This is a genomic window from Caulobacter sp. GW821-FHT09B08 (genome assembly GCF_059418225.1).
On sequence record NZ_JBWKPL010000003.1, the window covers coordinates 397,568 to 412,389 of the forward strand.

The window sequence follows — 14,822 nt, forward strand, 5'->3', positions numbered from 1 at the left end:
TCAGCCCACCGGAACGGCGGCCAGCGCCCGGACAGCGGCGATCACCGGCTCGGCCTCGGTGCGGACCAGCCAGTCGGGGCTGACGTCGGCGAAGGTCACCACCTGGTCGCGGCCGATCACCACCACGGTCGGCTGCGGCAGCTCCCAGGTCCCCGTGCCCGTGGTGTCGCCGATGAAGCTGCCCTTGGCGCGCTGAGCGGCCTGGCTGGCCTCGTCGGCGGTGTAGAGCACGCCGAACCGCCGTCCCAGGGCGTTGTCGGGATCCGAGGCCACCTTGAAGCTCAGGTCGTGGCGCGTGCGGATTTCGGCCAGGCGCTCGGGGATCTGGGGGCTGACGGCCACCAGCGGCACGCCCAGGGCCTTCAACGTCGGCTGCAGCGCCCGCTCGTAATAGGGCAGAGCGATGTTGCAGGCCGGGCAGCCGGCGAAGCGGAAGAACACCAGCACCACCGGCCCCTTGGCGGTCAGGCTCTTGAGGGTCAGCTCGCCGCCCTCGACGTCCAGCAGGACGAAGGGCTCGACCTTGTCGCCGGCCTTGATCCAGGCGGACGGGTCGGCCTGCTCCACCAGCGTCGCGCGCTGGTCGATATTGACCTGCAGGGCGGCCGGATCCCAGGTGCGGACGCGTTCGGCGTGCAGGTCGGCCAGCAGCTTGGCCAGGCTTTCTTGGCTCATGGGGTCGTCTCCTTGGTTGCAGAGCGTTCGATGGCGGCCAGCCGCGCGCGCTCGAAGATCGAGCCCATGCGCCAGTGCTGGTTGGTGTGGGTCGCGGTGTGCTCGCCCCAGCCGCTGTCGCGGCGGAAGGCGCCCAGCTGGCCCGAGGCCAGGGCCTGTTCGGCGGTGATCCCGACCGGCTTTTCGCAATCGGGCCAGACGAACAGGGCGTCGGTCGGGCAATAGAGCTCGCACAGCAGGCAGGTCTGGCAGTCGCCCTGGTGGGCGATCACCGCCTTGCCGTTCGGCCCCACGGCCAGCACGTCGCTGGGACAGGCGTCCACGCAGTCGCCGCAGCCGCCGCAGCGATCCTCGATGACGACCTCGATCATCAGGCCACCTCCGCCTGGACCGCGACGGGCTCGAATTCGGTCCAGACCCGGTCGAGGCCTCCGGAGCGCTGGCGCGCGGCGAACCGGGGATCGAGGCCGGTCACGTCCTCGCGGCGGTGCATGCCCCGGCTCTCGCGGCGGGCCAGGGCCGAGGCCTTGCTCCAGCGCCCGGCGGCGACCAGGGCGGCGGCCTCGCGGGTGCGCAGGGACGCCCTGCCCTCGCCGCGCGCATGGGCCGACAGCTCGCCCCAGACGTCCTCCAGCCGCTCGACGGACTGGGCCAGAACCGGGCCGCGCCGGAAGATGTTGCGGTCATAGGCATTGAGCTCATCGCGCACGGTCTGCACAGCCGCCTTCAAATCGACGGGACGCTCGGCGCGGCTGGGCCGCAAGCCCGCGCGGCCGGTCGCCACGACCAATTCCTCGGCCCGCGCGCCCTGCCCCAGCGCCAACCGGGCCGCGCCCGCGCCGGCCCACTGGCCCGACGACAGCGCCCAGGACGAATTGACCGCCCCGCCGCCGGAGATCGCGCCGGTCACCCGCTCGCGGCTGGCCGCGTCGCCGGCCGCGAACAGCCCCGGCACCTGGGTCTGGCAGGCCTCGTCCACCACCCGCAGCCCGCCGATGCCGCGCACCGTGCCCTCGGCGTGCAGGGTCACCTCGAAGCGGTCGCGATAGGGATCCACGCCCCGCCGGTCGAACGGCAGGACGAAGTTGGGCTGCACCTGGGGCATGACCGCCTGGATGTCCCGCGGCACCCGGTCCAGGCGGCAGTAGAGCGGCCCGGCCAGCAGGGCCTTGGCCAGATGCGGGGTGACGTCCGGCCCCGGCGGGATGTCCAGCTCGCGGTCGTCGGCGTCGAACCACCGCGCGAAGGTATAGGCCATCGAGCGGACCATGTTCGTGCCGGCCATGGCGGCGGTGTAGTAGTTGGTGAACTCCATGCCCGACAGGTCGGCGCCGGCCTCGACGCCCATCAGCAGGCCGTCGCCGGTGTTGGTGGCCGAGCCCAGCAGGCGCGAGGCGAAGGCGCAGCCGCCGGTGGCCAGCACCACCGCCCCGGCCCGGATCGTCCACGGCGCCTCGCCGCGCAGGGCGATCCCCGAAGCCCCGGCGATGGCGCCGTCGCCATGCCTCAGCAGCTCCACGGCCGGATGGTGGTCGAGGATGCGCACGCCCGCGTCCACGGCCAGGGCGCGCATGGCCCGCATGTATTCGGGCCCGCGCAGACCGCGATAGAAGACCTCGCCCCGGTCGTCGCGCGAGAAATCGTAGTGGCCGGCCAGGGTCGGCAAGCTGGTCCAGGTGAGGTCCAGGATCCGCCGCATCCAGTCCGGATCGCCCAGGCCCAGCGAGCGCGTCAGCCGGTCGGCCACCGCCCCCTCGCGGCCCTCGGGCGGGACCCACCAGTGGCCCGGACCGGCCGTGGCGGTGACGCCGCTGGTCCCGCAATGGCCCTTGTCGGCCAGAACCACGTTCGCCCCCTCGCGCGCGGCGGCGATGGCGGCCCAGGCCCCGGCCAGGCCGCCGCCGATCACCAGCACGTCGGTGGCGAGGGTCAGGCTCACGGCGCGACCGCGGCGTTGAATGACCGATCGAAGGCGCCGGCCGGATCGCGGGTGGAGGTCACCGCCCCGGCGGCCCGGAAGCGGTCCAGCACCGCCGTCGCCTCGGCTACGGCCTGGTCGTCGATCTGTGTCGGCGCGATGCGGTAGTTCTGGACGGTATAGAGCGCCACGTCCGGCGACAGGCCGGTTTCCTTCGACAGGGCCGCCGCGAACTCCTGAGGGTGCTCGCCCGCCCAGCGCCGGGCCTTGGCCAGGCGGCGCAGGAAGTCCTCGACCTGCGGACGCTTGCCGGCGATGGCCGCCTCGCTGGCCGCCTCGAAGCCGTAGCCGCTGAGCCGGCCCTCGCCGTCGGCCAGGATCACCGCGTCGTCGTGCAGCCGGGCCAGGGCGACGTACGAGCCCCAGGTCACCCAGGCGTCGATGGCGCCGCTGGCGAAGGCGGCCTTGGCGTCGCCGGGACTGAGAAACACGATCTGGACGTCGGCAGGTTTCAGCCCCGCCTCCTCCAGCAGCTTCAGCAGCAGGTAGTGGCCGATGGAGCCGCGCCCGGTGGCGATCTTCTTGCCGCGCAGGTCGGCCACGCCGCGATAGGACGCGCCCTTGCGCACCAGCAGGGCCGTCGAGGACCCGCCGCTCTTGCCCGCTTGCACCGCCTTGATCTTGGAACCGCCGGCATAGGCGAACAGGAACGGCGCATCCCCAGCCTCGCCCAGGTCGACCGCCTGGGCCGCCACCGCTTCGAGCAGTGGCTGGGCGGCGGCGAACTCGCTCCATTCGATCTTGTAGGGGGTCCCTTCCAGGGCGCCCGAGGCGATCAGGATCGCCTTGGTCCCGCCCCTCTGACTGCCGACCTTGAGGACGGTCTGGTCATCCTTTCCGTCGGCGGCGCTGCAGCCGGCCAGCAGCAGGGCGGCGGTGGTCAGGACGGCGACGAGGCTGCGTCTTTGCATGGCGTCTTCCCTCTAGAAACGCTGGGTGACGCGACCGTACCAGTAGCCGCCGGTGATGCCGAAGGGCGAGAAGAGGCCGAACTGGTTCATGCCGCTGTCGGTGTTGACGATGCCGATCTTGTCGGGGTGCTGGTCGAACAGGTTGTTGGCGCCGACGGCCACGGTGGTGTTCGGACGGACGTCCCAGGCGATGTCGAGATCGGTCACCCACTTGGCGCTGTAGGTGCGGTCCAGGTTCGCCGAGGTCCCGGCCTCGGTGTACTTGCCGTAGCGGGTGGACCGCAGGTTGGCGCTGACCGGACCCCGGACCCAGGCCGCGCCCAGGATGGTCTTCTTGCGCGGCGTGCCGATGGTCAGGTCGGCGATCTTCTGGCGGTCGAACAGCACCAGATTGGGGTTCACCGCCTTGAGCACGGCGGGCGTGGCGATCTGCTCGCGGATCTTGGTCTTGTTGAAGGCGTAGGCCGCGTTGAGGTTCAGGCGGCCGAACTCGCCCAGGTCCAGCGCGTATTCGCCGACCAGGTCGATGCCGGTCGTCCGCGTCGAGACGGCGTTGGTGTAGTAGGTCGCCACCAGGCCCTGCGGGAAGCGGGCCAGCAACGGAGCCAGGGCCGGCTGCGAGGCCAGTTGGGCGGCGGAGAGATCCAGGTTGCTGGTGTCGACGATGCGGTCGTCGATGTCGATCTGGTAGGCGTCCAGGGTGATCCGCAGCCGGCTGGTCGGCTCGGCCGTGATCCCGAAGCTGTAGTTGGTCGAGGTCTCCGGCTTCAGCGGCGTGGCGCCCAGGACCTTGGCCTCGGCGCTGTCGGTGCGCAGAACCTTGGTCGGATAGGTCAGGTATTCGCCGGGCGTGCAGGCCGCGCCCCGGAAGGTGTTGTTGGGCGCGGCGGCGCACAGGCTGCCGGAGATGGTCGAGCTGGCGAAGATCTGCTGGGCCAGCGAAGGGGCGCGGAAGCCGTTGCTGATCGTCCCGCGAATGGCGTAGCCGGGCAGGAACTCCCAGCGGGTGGTGATCTTGCCGCTGGTGGTGTCGCCCACGTCGCCGGTGTAGCGCTCGTGCCGCGCGGCCACGCCGACGTACCAGTTCTCCGTCAGGTTGGTCCCGACGTCGACATAGCCGGCATAGACGTTGCGGCTGATCGAGCCGGCGTCCTCGGGGGCGGCGCCGCTGTAGGAGGCCAGGCCCGGATTGGGTCGCAGGCCGGCGAAGGGCTGGCCGGCCGGGATCACATAGTCGCCGACGATGTAGGACGCCTCGTCGCCGGGATAGATCTTGAAGTGCTCGTAGCGCTGCTCCAGCCCCCACGACACCTGGACCGGATGCGCCAGCACGCCCTCGAACTCGCGCGTGACGTCCAGGTTGTTGGTCCACTGCTGGAACTGGTGGGTCGACAGGTGGAAGTAGTTGGGACTGTTCGGACCCAGGGTGGCGTTGATGGTGTTCTCGCCGTCCAGCTGGGCGTGGTCCTGGGCGAAGGTGGTCGACAGGTCCCAGTCCCAGCCCTTGGCCTGACCGCGCGCGCCCAGGGTGGTCTGGAAGTCCAGTTCGAAGATCCGGCGGAGGGCGTTGAAGCCGTAGGGATAGACCTCGGGCAGCGAGTTGCGGTTCTGCGGTCGTCCCGCCGTGACCCCGGCCACGGGCGCGAGGTTGGGCAGGAAGCTGCCGGTGTTCTTCTTGGACGAGCGGTGGCTGAGCGTGCCGGTCGAGTAGAGCGTCAGGTCGTCCACGGGCAGTTCGGCGTTGTAGGACGCCGCCAGTATGTCCTCCTCGCCCGGGCCGTAGCCCCTGCCCCAGTAGTAGCGGTCGGCGGTGGCGTCGCGCGGGTCGGGGGTGACGGTGGTCACCCCGCCCACCGTGGTGACCATGGGCTGGAAGATGTATTGCGCCGTCGACGGGACCGAGCGCGAGGCCGCCTCGTTGTTCTTCCAGTTCAGGGCCAGCTGGACGAAGCCGCCCCGCCCGCCCAGCGGCAGGCCGTAGTTCAGGGTGGCGCTGCGGGTGTCGCCGTCGCCCAGATAGTTCTGGCCGCCCTGGTAGCTGAACGACCCGCCCTTCGCGTCCTGCTTGAGGATGATGTTGATCACGCCGGCGATGGCGTCGGAGCCGTACTGGGCCGAGGCGCCGTCGCGCAGCACCTCGATGCGCTCGATCGCGCTGGCCGGGATCAGGTCCAGGTCGACCGGCGCGCCGCCGCGTCCCACCCGGGCCAGGTTGTTGATCAGGGCCGTGCCGTGGCGGCGCTTGCCGTTGACCAGGAACAGGGCCTGGTCGCCGTTGAGGCCCCGCATGGTGATGGCCCGCACCGTCCACGAGGTGCCGCCGCCATTGATGCCCGGCAGGTTGAACGACGGGATCAGGGTGTTGAGCACCTCCTTCAGGCCCACCTTGCCGGTGGCGGTAAGCTGGGCATTGGAGACCACGTCCACGGGCACGGGGCTGTCGGTGACGGTGCGGCGCACGCCGCGCACGCCGGTGACGATGACGCCCTCCACGGCCGTGGCCGCGTCGTCAGCAGGCGGGGCATCGACCACGGGAACGGCGGCGGCGGGCAGGTCAGCCGCCTTGGCCTGGGTGGCCAGGGCCGCCACGGTCAGGACCGAGGCGCAGGCCAGCAGGCCGGCGCGGGAAGCCAGGAAGGGAACGGGGCGCGCCAGGACGCGCGTCGAGGAAGGCAGAGTCAAAAGAAGGTCCCCCGCGCGGGGCCGGTGGCCGCCGCGTCGTGTCGTTGGTCTCGAAGAGAGGAAGGTCGCCCGCCGCTGGCCCCACAGCGGGCATCCGGTTCAGGCCTGTCGGCGGTCGCGGTACGGGATGTCGTCGGAGCCGATCAGCACCCGCTCCATCACCCGCGGGAAGTCGCCGTAGTCGCGCACGGCGTAGTGCAGGCCCGCGCGGTTGTCCCACAGGGCCACGGAGTTGGGCCGCCAGCGGAAGCGGGCGTGGTGTTCCGGCTTCTTGACCTCGTCATAGAGCCGCGCCAGTAGCGCCCGGCTCTCCTCCGGCGCCAGATCGACGAACCGGGGCTTGAGGCTGAAATTGATCCAGAAGATGTCCTCGCCGGTCTCCGGATGGGTGCGGATCGCCGGGTGGGCCACCAGCGGATAGCGCTCGCCGGCCCGGTTGAGGGCGCTCTGGTAGTCGTGGATCACATAGAGGTCCTCGACCGCCGCCTTCAGGTCGTCGGGCAGGCCGCGATAGATCGCCCCGCCATCCGCCCAGATGGTGTCGCCGCCCACCTCGGGGATGTGCACCGCCTTCAGCACCGCGCCGAACGACGGGTTGATCCGCCAGCTAGTGTCAGTGTGCCAGTGGTTCTCGCGGATGTCGTAATCCTTGAACGCCTGGGCCGAGATCGGCTGCACCGCGCGGTGGCTCTCCACCCCGCCGGTCGGATGGGCGTAGACCTCGCCGAAGTTGGCGGCGAAGGCCAGCTGCTGGTCGCGGTCGATGTCCTGGTCGCGGAAGAACAGCACCTTGCGCTCCAAGAGCAGGGCCTTGAGCGCCTCGCGCTGGGCCCGGTCCAGCGGCTGGCGCAGGTCCAGGCCCTCGACCTCGGACCCGATGGTGGGGTTCAGCGGAACGGTCTTCAGTCCCGCCTTTTCGCGAATGCCGGTGATGGTGGCGCTCATGGCCTCTCCTCGCCTGGTGGGTTCCACAACGAGCGGCAACATGGGTGATCGCGACAAGCAGCGCGAAACAATAATCCTCCAACCCGACTTAGAGATTTATATATCCACCCTTCAAATACATCAGTTCTTCGCCAGCCATACAAAGCTCATAAGCACCACAAACAATACTCATAAGACCTATTCGCCAAACTCCATTGCGATTGAACACTCACGGTGACAGTCATGCCGCCGAACATCTCTCGGAGGCCGCGATGGCGAAGCGCAGACAATTGAAGCTCGGCCACATGATCGAAGGGGCCGGCCGCACCTGGACCGACTGGCGTCACCCGGACGCCCAGCCCGGCGCCAGCACCGACTTCAAGTACTACAGCCGCGCCGCCCAGCTGGCCGAGCGGGGCAAGTTCGACTTCGTGTTCATCGCCGACAGCCTGTCGATCAACGCCAAGTCCAGCCCGCATTACCTGAACCGGTTCGAGCCGATCACCATCCTGTCGGCCCTGGCGGCGGTGACCGAGCACATCGGCCTGGTGGCCACGCTCAGCGTCACCTATTCCCAGCCCTTCAACGTGGCCCGCCAGTTCGCCTCGCTGGACCACATCAGCGGCGGCCGCGCGGGCTGGAACGTGGTGACCTCGTGGCTGGAGGGCACGGCCGAGAACTTCGGCAAGGACCAGCACCTGGCCCACGACACCCGCTACCGCCTGGCGGCCGAGTATCTGGACGTCGTCCAGGGCCTCTGGGACAGCTGGGAGGACGACGCCCTGGTGCACGACAAGGCCAGCGGCGTATTCTTCGACCCCGACAAGCTGAACACCCTGAACCACAAGGGCGAGTTCCTGTCGGTGAAGGGACCGCTGAACATCGCCCGCTCCCGCCAGGGCCAGCCGGTGATCTTCCAGGCCGGCGCCTCGGACGATGGCCGCAACCTGGCGGCCAGGAGCGCCGACGCGATCTTCGTCGGCCACGGCGGCATCGAGGACGCCCGGACCTACTATGCCGACGTCAAGGCGCGGGCCGCCGGCTTCGGCCGTGATCCGGACGACCTGTTCATCCTGCCCGCCGCCGCGCCGATCATCGGCTCCACCGAGGCCGAAGCCGAGGCCCGTTGGCAGGAGCGCGCCGAGCTGGTGTCCATCGAGTCGGCCCTGGCCATGCTGGGCCGCGGCTTCAACGACCACGACTTCACCGCCTACGACCTGGACGCACCCTTCCCCGACGTCTTCAGCAAGGGCTTCAACAGCTCGCAGTCGGCCACCCTGAAGATCGCCCAGGCCGTCGAGCAGGAGAATCTGACCCTGCGCCAGGTGGCCCTGCGCTTCGCCACCCCGCGCGGCGACCTCGTCGGCACGCCCGAGCAGATCGCCGACAAGTTCGAGCTGTGGCTGGAGACCCGCGCCTCGGACGGTTTCGTGATCGGCGAGTCCCTGCCCGGCCAGTTCCAGCTTCTGGTGGAAGAGGTCGTGCCGCTGCTGCAGAAGCGCGGCCTGTTGCGCGAGGACTACGAGGGCTCGACCTTCCGCGAGAACCTGGGGATCGAGGTTCCGGCCAACCGCTTCACCGCCGCCAAGGCCCGGCGCGCCGTGGCCTGACAGGCGTCAGGCCTGGGCGGCGGTCCAGTCGGCCACGAAGCGGTCCAGCACGTCCAGCGGCATGGCGCCGGCGGCCAGCACCGTGTCGTGATAGGCGCGGATGTCGAACCGCTGGCCCAGGGCCTGGCGCGCGCGCTCGCGGATCGCCTGCCACTTGGCGTGGCCGATCTTGTAGGCGCAGGCCTGGCCGGGCCAGCCGCAGTAGCGCTCGACCTCGCTGGTCATGCCGCGCTGGCTCATGCCGACGTTGTCGACTAGATAGGCGATGGCCTGCTCGCGCGACCAACCCTTGGCGTGGATGCCGCTGTCGACCACCAGCCGCGCGGCGCGGAACAGCATCGAGCGGTAGTAGCCGATCTTGCCGAACGGATCGTCGGCATAGAGGCCCAGCTCGTCGCCCAGCTGTTCGGCATAGAGGCCCCAGCCTTCCGAATAGGCGGTGAAGCCCATGTCGCGCAGGAGGGGGTGAACCTCGGGTCCGGCCTCGCGGGCGATCGAGATCTGGTGGTGGTGGCCGGGCACGGCCTCGTGAAAGGTGATGGTCGGCAGCTGCCAGTCCGGACTGGCCCCGACCAGGCGCATGTTGATGTAGTAGATCCCCGGCCGCGAACCATCGGCCGATCCCGCCGAATAGTAGGCGCCCGGCGCCCCGGCCTGCTGGTCGAGCGGGGTCGGTCGCACCTGCACCGCCTGCTTGGGGAAACGCCCGAACATCCGGGGCATCTGGGCGTCCATCGCCGCGATCAGGCCCTGCACCCGGGACATCAGCCGGACGCGGCCCTCGTCGGTCTCGGGATAGAGGAAGCGCGGATCGGTGTTCAGCGCCCCGATGCGCGCGCCGACGGTCCCCTGGGTCAGCCCCTGGGCTTTGAGCAGTTCGTCGGCGCGGGCCGAGGCCTCGGCCAGTTGCGCCAGACCCAGGCGGTGAACTTCGTCGGCCGAGATTCGGCTGGTGGTGTTGGAGAGCACGGCCCAGTCGTAATAGGCCGCGCCGTCCGGCAGCCGGCCCACGCCGGCAGCGTGGGTCGCCTTGGGGCGCGAGACGCTCAGGGCTTCCAGTTGACGCGCCAAGGCCGGTTGGACGGTCTGGGCCAGGATCCGCCCGGCGCGGTCCGACCAGTCGCCGGAAAGCCCGCTGTCGGCGACCTTGCGCCCGAAGCCCGCGACCAGGGTCGAAGCCCCTTCCCCGGCCTGGGCCGTCACGCCGGCCAGCGCCTTGTCATAGAGGAAGTCCGGCGGTAGCACGCCGCGCCCGGCGTCTTCCCGGAACCGCGCGGTGTCCTGGTCCAGCGCCGCGCCATAGGCTTGCAACCGCCCCAGCCAGGCCTCGGCGTCGGCGGCGGTCTTGATCTCCTGGCGGCCCAGCAGGTCGGGCACGCCGCGATAGGCCCCGGCGCTCTGGGTGATGACATAGGGGCTGGGATCGCCGACCGCGCCGTAGGGAAAGCGCCTGGCGCCTTCCAGCGAGACCTGGCGGTCGAACAGCACGGTGTCGTAGGCGTTGCGGGCGCGCGGGGTCAGGCGGGCGCGGTCGATCCGCTTGAGCGCCGCGACGTCGGCGGCCAGAGCGGCGCGGGCCCGCTCGGCGGCGGCGGGCGAGCGGTCCGACAGCTTGCCCCGCGCCCAGGCGTAGGCGGGGTCCTTGTCCAGGCCCAGGCTGGTGATCCGCTCGGGCGAGCGGGCCAGGCCCTCGGCGTGGAGGCGGTCCAGCACCTGGGTCAGGCGGGCGTCTTCCGAGCCCGCCGCCAGGGCCGCGCCGGGCGTCAGGGCCAGGGCCGCGACCCCGCCCAGCACCTGGCGGCGGTCGGCTCCGGCGGATCGTTTGTCGCGAGCGGTCATGCGTACTCCGAAGAACTCAGGCGGTCGCACAGCGCCTTGGCGGCGGCCAGGTCCTGCACCACGTGGCCCAGCGACTTGTAGACGGTCAGTTGGTCGTCGGACTGTCGCCCCGGCAGGTCGCCCGACAGCACCTGGCCGATCTCGCCGACCACGTGGTCGTCGTCGACCAGTCCGGCGGCCTTGGCGTGCAGGAACTCCGCGCCCTGGGCGAGCACGCCCTCGCGGCTGTCGGCGACGAAGCGGGCGCGGACGACCAGGTCGTGATCCACCTCGGTGGGACCGGCGACGCTGGAGCCCACCAGGTTGACGTGGGTCCCCGGCGCCAGCCAGCGGCCCATCAGGATCGGCTCGCGCGCCCCCGAGACCGTGCAGACGACATCGGCGCCCACCACGGCGGCCTCGACGCTGTCCCATACCGTGACGCGGCCCGGCAAGGTCGCAGCCAGAGCCTCGGCGGCCTCACGCCGACGGCCCCACAGGCGAATTTCCGTGAACGGACGAACCAGAAGCAGAGCCTCGGCATGACTGCGGGCCTGCTCGCCGGTCCCGAGGATGGCCAGCACCCGGCTGTCGGGCCGCGCCAGGGCGTCGGTGGCCACGGCGCTGGCGGCGGCCGTGCGGATGACGGTGACCTCGCCCGCGTCGACCAGCCACTGTGGCCGGCCGCTCATGGCGTCGAACAGCACCACCAGCCCTTGGTGGGACTGGCCGCCGCGCGCGGCGTTGTCGGGAAAGACGCTGACCAGCTTGGCGCCGAACGGATCGGCCCCGCCCAGGGCGCCGGGCATCACCCCGAACATCCGCCCCTGGTCCAGCGGGATGACGGATCGCAGCAATTGGCGGGTCTCGCCGGCGGAGAAGGCGATCATCGCCTCGCGCACCACCGGGATGCAGACCGCGTACGGCAGGCCCTGTCGAACCTCGGAGGCGCTGATGAACCTCATGGGCGATGGTCCTGGACGAAAAGGCATGGCCCCCGCGCGAGGCGGGGGCCGGTAGGGACTACGGTTTAGAACCGCGCGTTCAAGCCGAGGAAGAACTGGCGGCCGATGATGTCGCCGTAGGAACGGCTGGGATACGAGGTCATCTCGTCGGTCAGGTCGGTGACGCCGGCGCGCACGGTGTACTTGCCGAAGTCGTAGCTGCCCGAGAGGTTGTGACGGATATTGGCCGCCACGGTGGGGTTGGGGTTGGTTTCGATGGTCGCGCCCCAGGCCGTCAGGGCTTCGGGCATGTAGTCGACCGAGTAGTACAGCTTCAGCGGCCCACGCGAATAGCGCAGGTCGAAGCGGCCGCGCCAGTCGGGCATCTCGACCGTGCCGTCGATGCGGCTTTCGTCGAAGCCCGTGACCGAGGTCTCGTAACGGGTGTTGTGCGTCGCCTCGAGGCCGAACTCCAGCGTGCCGTAGTCGTGGTCCGGGAACAGGTTCGACAGCGGCAAGCGGTAGTTGATGTTGTAGACCTCGCCCCGATAGTTCACCCGACCGGCGTTGTAGGTGGTCGATATGGCCGTGGTCACGTAGCCGTTGGCGTCCCGCGTGAAGGTGCCGCAGACGTCCGGCGACGGCGAGGCGGAGTCGTAGCAGGTGGCCAGGAAGTCGGCCGCCGTGAACTCCGAGATGCCGTTGGTCAGGTCGATCTCCACCCGGTCGGCGATGATCGTCAGGCCCGGGATGAACGACGGCTGCAGGATGATCCCCAGGGTCCGGGTGTCGGAGACCTCGTTCTTCAGGTCCCGGTTGCCGCCCGTGGTGATCAGGGTGTTGGTGAAGTTCTCGGACGGATCCTGGAACGTCGCCAGCGCGCCGTAGCCCGGATTGGCCGCGAACAGCGCCTGGCAGTTGGCGCGGCGGTTGGCCGGGGCCGGGCCGGCGTTGATGCGGTCGGAGTCGCAGGGGTCCACCTGGATCGCGCCCAGGGCGGTGCGCGACGGGGCGAACAGCTGGTCCAGGGTCGGGGCGCGGAAGTTGCGGCTGCGCGAACCGCGCAGGGTCACGCCGCTGACGATCTCCCACTGTAGCCCCGCGCCCCAGACCTTTTCGGTGCCGGCGATCGAGTGGTCGACGATGCGGTACGAACCGTCGAACTCCAGGCGCTTGGCGCCCGGCAGGGTGAAGTCGCCGCCCAGGATCGGGACCAGCACCTCGCCCGACAGTTCGTGGGTGTGGAACTTGCCCGAGGTCGCCTCGGTGGGCACGCCCGCGCCAAGCAGGCCCAGCTGATCGGCCGTGAACGGGGTGTAGCGCGCCCATTCGTGGCGATACTCGTAGGCGGCGCTGAACTTGGCCTTGCCGGCTGGCAGGCTGATCAGGTCGCCGCCCAAGGTGGCCAGGACGTCGTCCTGGGTGTTGCTGTAGTCCAGGCCGCTGGGCGCGGTGACATAGGCCCGCGCGGCGGCGCTGACATTGCCCGAACCGAAGATGTTCAGCGGGGCGCAGGCGGCGTCGTCATTGGCGGTGCTGGCGTCGGCGTTGACGCTGCAGACGATGTTTCCGGCGCCGTTCTTGACCGCCGAGGCGGCCTTGTAGAGGCGTTCCGTGTTGACGCCCCAGCCGGCCTGGGTGCCTTCGGTGCCGGCGTGGCTGGCGGTCAGGCTCCAGTAGAAGTCGCGGTCGGCGCGGTTGAAGTCGCCTTCCAGCGACAGCAGGGCGCGGTAGGTGTCGGTGGTGTACTTGATCTCGCGGGTCGGCAGCAGATCGGACCAGGCCTTGGACAGGAACAGCGGCGCCCCCGCGCCGAAGGACGGCCGCGCGGCGGTCAGGGCCGCCAGGGCGGTCGTGCTGAGATACGGGTTGGTGGCGAAGAACGGGATGTAGCCCGAGCCGCTGTCGGTGCTGTTGAGCACGGTGTTGGAGGCCAGCGAGCCGTAGGGGTCGCGGCCGACGGTGTTCGAGTACAGCAGTTCGCCCGAGAGCTTCACGTGGTCGTTGATGTCGTAGTGGCCGATCAGATTGAGGTTCTTGCGCTCCACGCCGGTGCGCAGGGTCGCCAGGTCCTGGTAGGCGAAGCCGTCGCCGCCGCTGGCGAAGGGCACCGTCAGGAAGGTGCCGGGATCATAGGCGGCCACTTCGCCGGCGGCATTGAACTGCTGGGGCGTTCCGGCACTGCGCAGGAAGAACGACGGCACCGGGGCCGGGGTCGTGAAGATCACGCCGGTGTAGTTGAAGGCGTAGAACTTGGAATTGAACGCCGGCGTCAGGGCCGAGATACCGTCGGTCGGCCCCGTGTCGTTCGGGTTCGAATAGGTCACGCGGCCCAGGTTGGTCAGCGGCCGGTCGCGGTCGTACAGCGGGTCGGTCTTGGACCATTCGGCGTTGATGGCGAAGTTGCCGCGGCCGTCGGCGAAGTTCTTGCCGGCGGTGGCGCGCAGGCTGGGCTTCTTGTTGTCGCCGCGCGAAGAGATCCCGTACTGGGCGTCGACCTCCACGCCCTCGAAATCGTCCTTGAGGATGTAGTTGACCACGCCGGCGATGGCGTCCGAGCCGTAGACGGCCGCGCCGCCGCCCTGGACGATCTCGACGTTCTTGATCAGACCGACGGGGATGGTGTTGGCGTCCACCACGCGGTCGCCCAGGCCCGACGACGAGGTCACCGTGCGGCGGCCGTTGACCAGGGTCAGGGTGCGGCCCGCGCCCAGGCTGAAGAGGTTGGGAAACTGCTGGCCGGCGCCGGCCGCGTCGCCGCTGCCGTCAGCCTGGCCGTAGGTCGGCGCGATCGACGAGACCTGGTTCAGCGCCTCGCCCGCCTGGACGTAGCCGCGCTCGGTGATGGCTTCCTGGCCGATGACGGTGACCGGCGCCGGCGTCGAGGTCTCGGCGCGGCGGATGCGCGAACCGGTGACCACCACCTCGGTGACGGTCTCCGAAGCGTCCTGCGCCTGGACCAGCGCGGGCGTGAAGCTGGCGGCCAGGGCCGCGCCGCTGACGATCGTCGTGGCCAGAAGACGGCCCCGGGTCGAAGAGTTTCGCATGATACCCCCTTATGGTTTTGGAACGCGCTCTTCCCCAAGCGACGTCGATGGGAAATCGCCCGACCCGATCCGCCAGGCGGTCGGTCAAGTCGCTTCCACACCAGAAGGCTAGGCCAAGGGGGGCGGCTTATCTTTTCGTTCTTCGAACCGTCGCAAGGGCGACATACATGGATTATGCGGCGCGCCCCGTCGCCGAGCATCGTCTATGTGAGGCTTGGAAAGGCGGCGCAATC

General features: G+C 70.0%; 10 protein-coding genes. 1 reads left to right on the forward strand and 9 read right to left on the reverse strand.

What is annotated here, in order from left to right:
* From AC07OA_RS12515 to AC07OA_RS12540, 6 genes are all read right to left on the reverse strand, one after another.
* A complete protein-coding gene (locus AC07OA_RS12515; protein WP_494664135.1) occupies positions 1-675 on the reverse strand; it encodes a peroxiredoxin-like family protein in 675 nt (224 codons plus the stop codon).
* The gene (locus AC07OA_RS12520) at positions 672-1,046 is read right to left on the reverse strand and encodes a 4Fe-4S dicluster domain-containing protein (RefSeq protein WP_494664136.1); all 375 of its coding nucleotides are present in this window, start codon (positions 1,044-1,046) and stop codon (positions 672-674) included. The genes AC07OA_RS12515 and AC07OA_RS12520 overlap by 4 nt, the downstream gene beginning before the upstream one ends.
* A complete protein-coding gene (locus AC07OA_RS12525; protein WP_494664137.1) occupies positions 1,046-2,614 on the reverse strand; it encodes an FAD-dependent oxidoreductase in 1,569 nt (522 codons plus the stop codon). The genes AC07OA_RS12520 and AC07OA_RS12525 overlap by 1 nt, the downstream gene beginning before the upstream one ends.
* Positions 2,611-3,564 (reverse strand): ABC transporter substrate-binding protein, encoded by a 954-nt coding sequence (locus tag AC07OA_RS12530; protein WP_494664138.1) that lies wholly within the window; start codon positions 3,562-3,564, stop codon positions 2,611-2,613. Before AC07OA_RS12530 ends, AC07OA_RS12525 begins: the two co-directional genes overlap by 4 nt.
* 12 nt (positions 3,565-3,576) lie before the next feature.
* Positions 3,577-6,240, reverse strand: a complete 2,664-nt coding sequence (locus AC07OA_RS12535; protein WP_494664306.1) for a TonB-dependent receptor plug domain-containing protein — start codon at positions 6,238-6,240, stop codon at positions 3,577-3,579.
* A gap of 105 nt (positions 6,241-6,345) precedes the next feature.
* Positions 6,346-7,191: a TauD/TfdA dioxygenase family protein gene (locus tag AC07OA_RS12540; protein WP_494664139.1), complete on the reverse strand. Its 846-nt coding sequence runs from the start codon at positions 7,189-7,191 to the stop codon at positions 6,346-6,348.
* 251 nt (positions 7,192-7,442) lie between these two features.
* On the opposite strand from AC07OA_RS12540, the gene AC07OA_RS12545 reads away from it, so the two are divergent.
* Positions 7,443-8,780 (forward strand): LLM class flavin-dependent oxidoreductase, encoded by a 1,338-nt coding sequence (locus AC07OA_RS12545; protein WP_494664140.1) that lies wholly within the window; start codon positions 7,443-7,445, stop codon positions 8,778-8,780.
* A 6-nt stretch (positions 8,781-8,786) separates the two neighbouring features.
* On the opposite strand, the gene AC07OA_RS12550 is transcribed toward AC07OA_RS12545, so the two are convergent.
* The 3 genes from AC07OA_RS12550 to AC07OA_RS12560 all read right to left on the reverse strand — a co-directional run bounded on the left by AC07OA_RS12550 (position 8,787) and on the right by AC07OA_RS12560 (position 14,589).
* Entirely contained in the window at positions 8,787-10,619 is a 1,833-nt protein-coding gene (locus AC07OA_RS12550; protein ID WP_494664141.1) for a DUF885 domain-containing protein, read from the reverse strand.
* Complete coding sequence (locus AC07OA_RS12555; RefSeq protein WP_494664142.1) at positions 10,616-11,563, reverse strand: ornithine cyclodeaminase family protein; 948 nt, start codon at positions 11,561-11,563, stop codon at positions 10,616-10,618. The genes AC07OA_RS12550 and AC07OA_RS12555 overlap by 4 nt, the downstream gene beginning before the upstream one ends.
* 65 nt (positions 11,564-11,628) lie before the next feature.
* Complete coding sequence (locus AC07OA_RS12560; RefSeq protein WP_494664143.1) at positions 11,629-14,589, reverse strand: TonB-dependent receptor domain-containing protein; 2,961 nt, start codon at positions 14,587-14,589, stop codon at positions 11,629-11,631.
* Between the last annotated feature and the right edge of the window lie 233 nt (positions 14,590-14,822).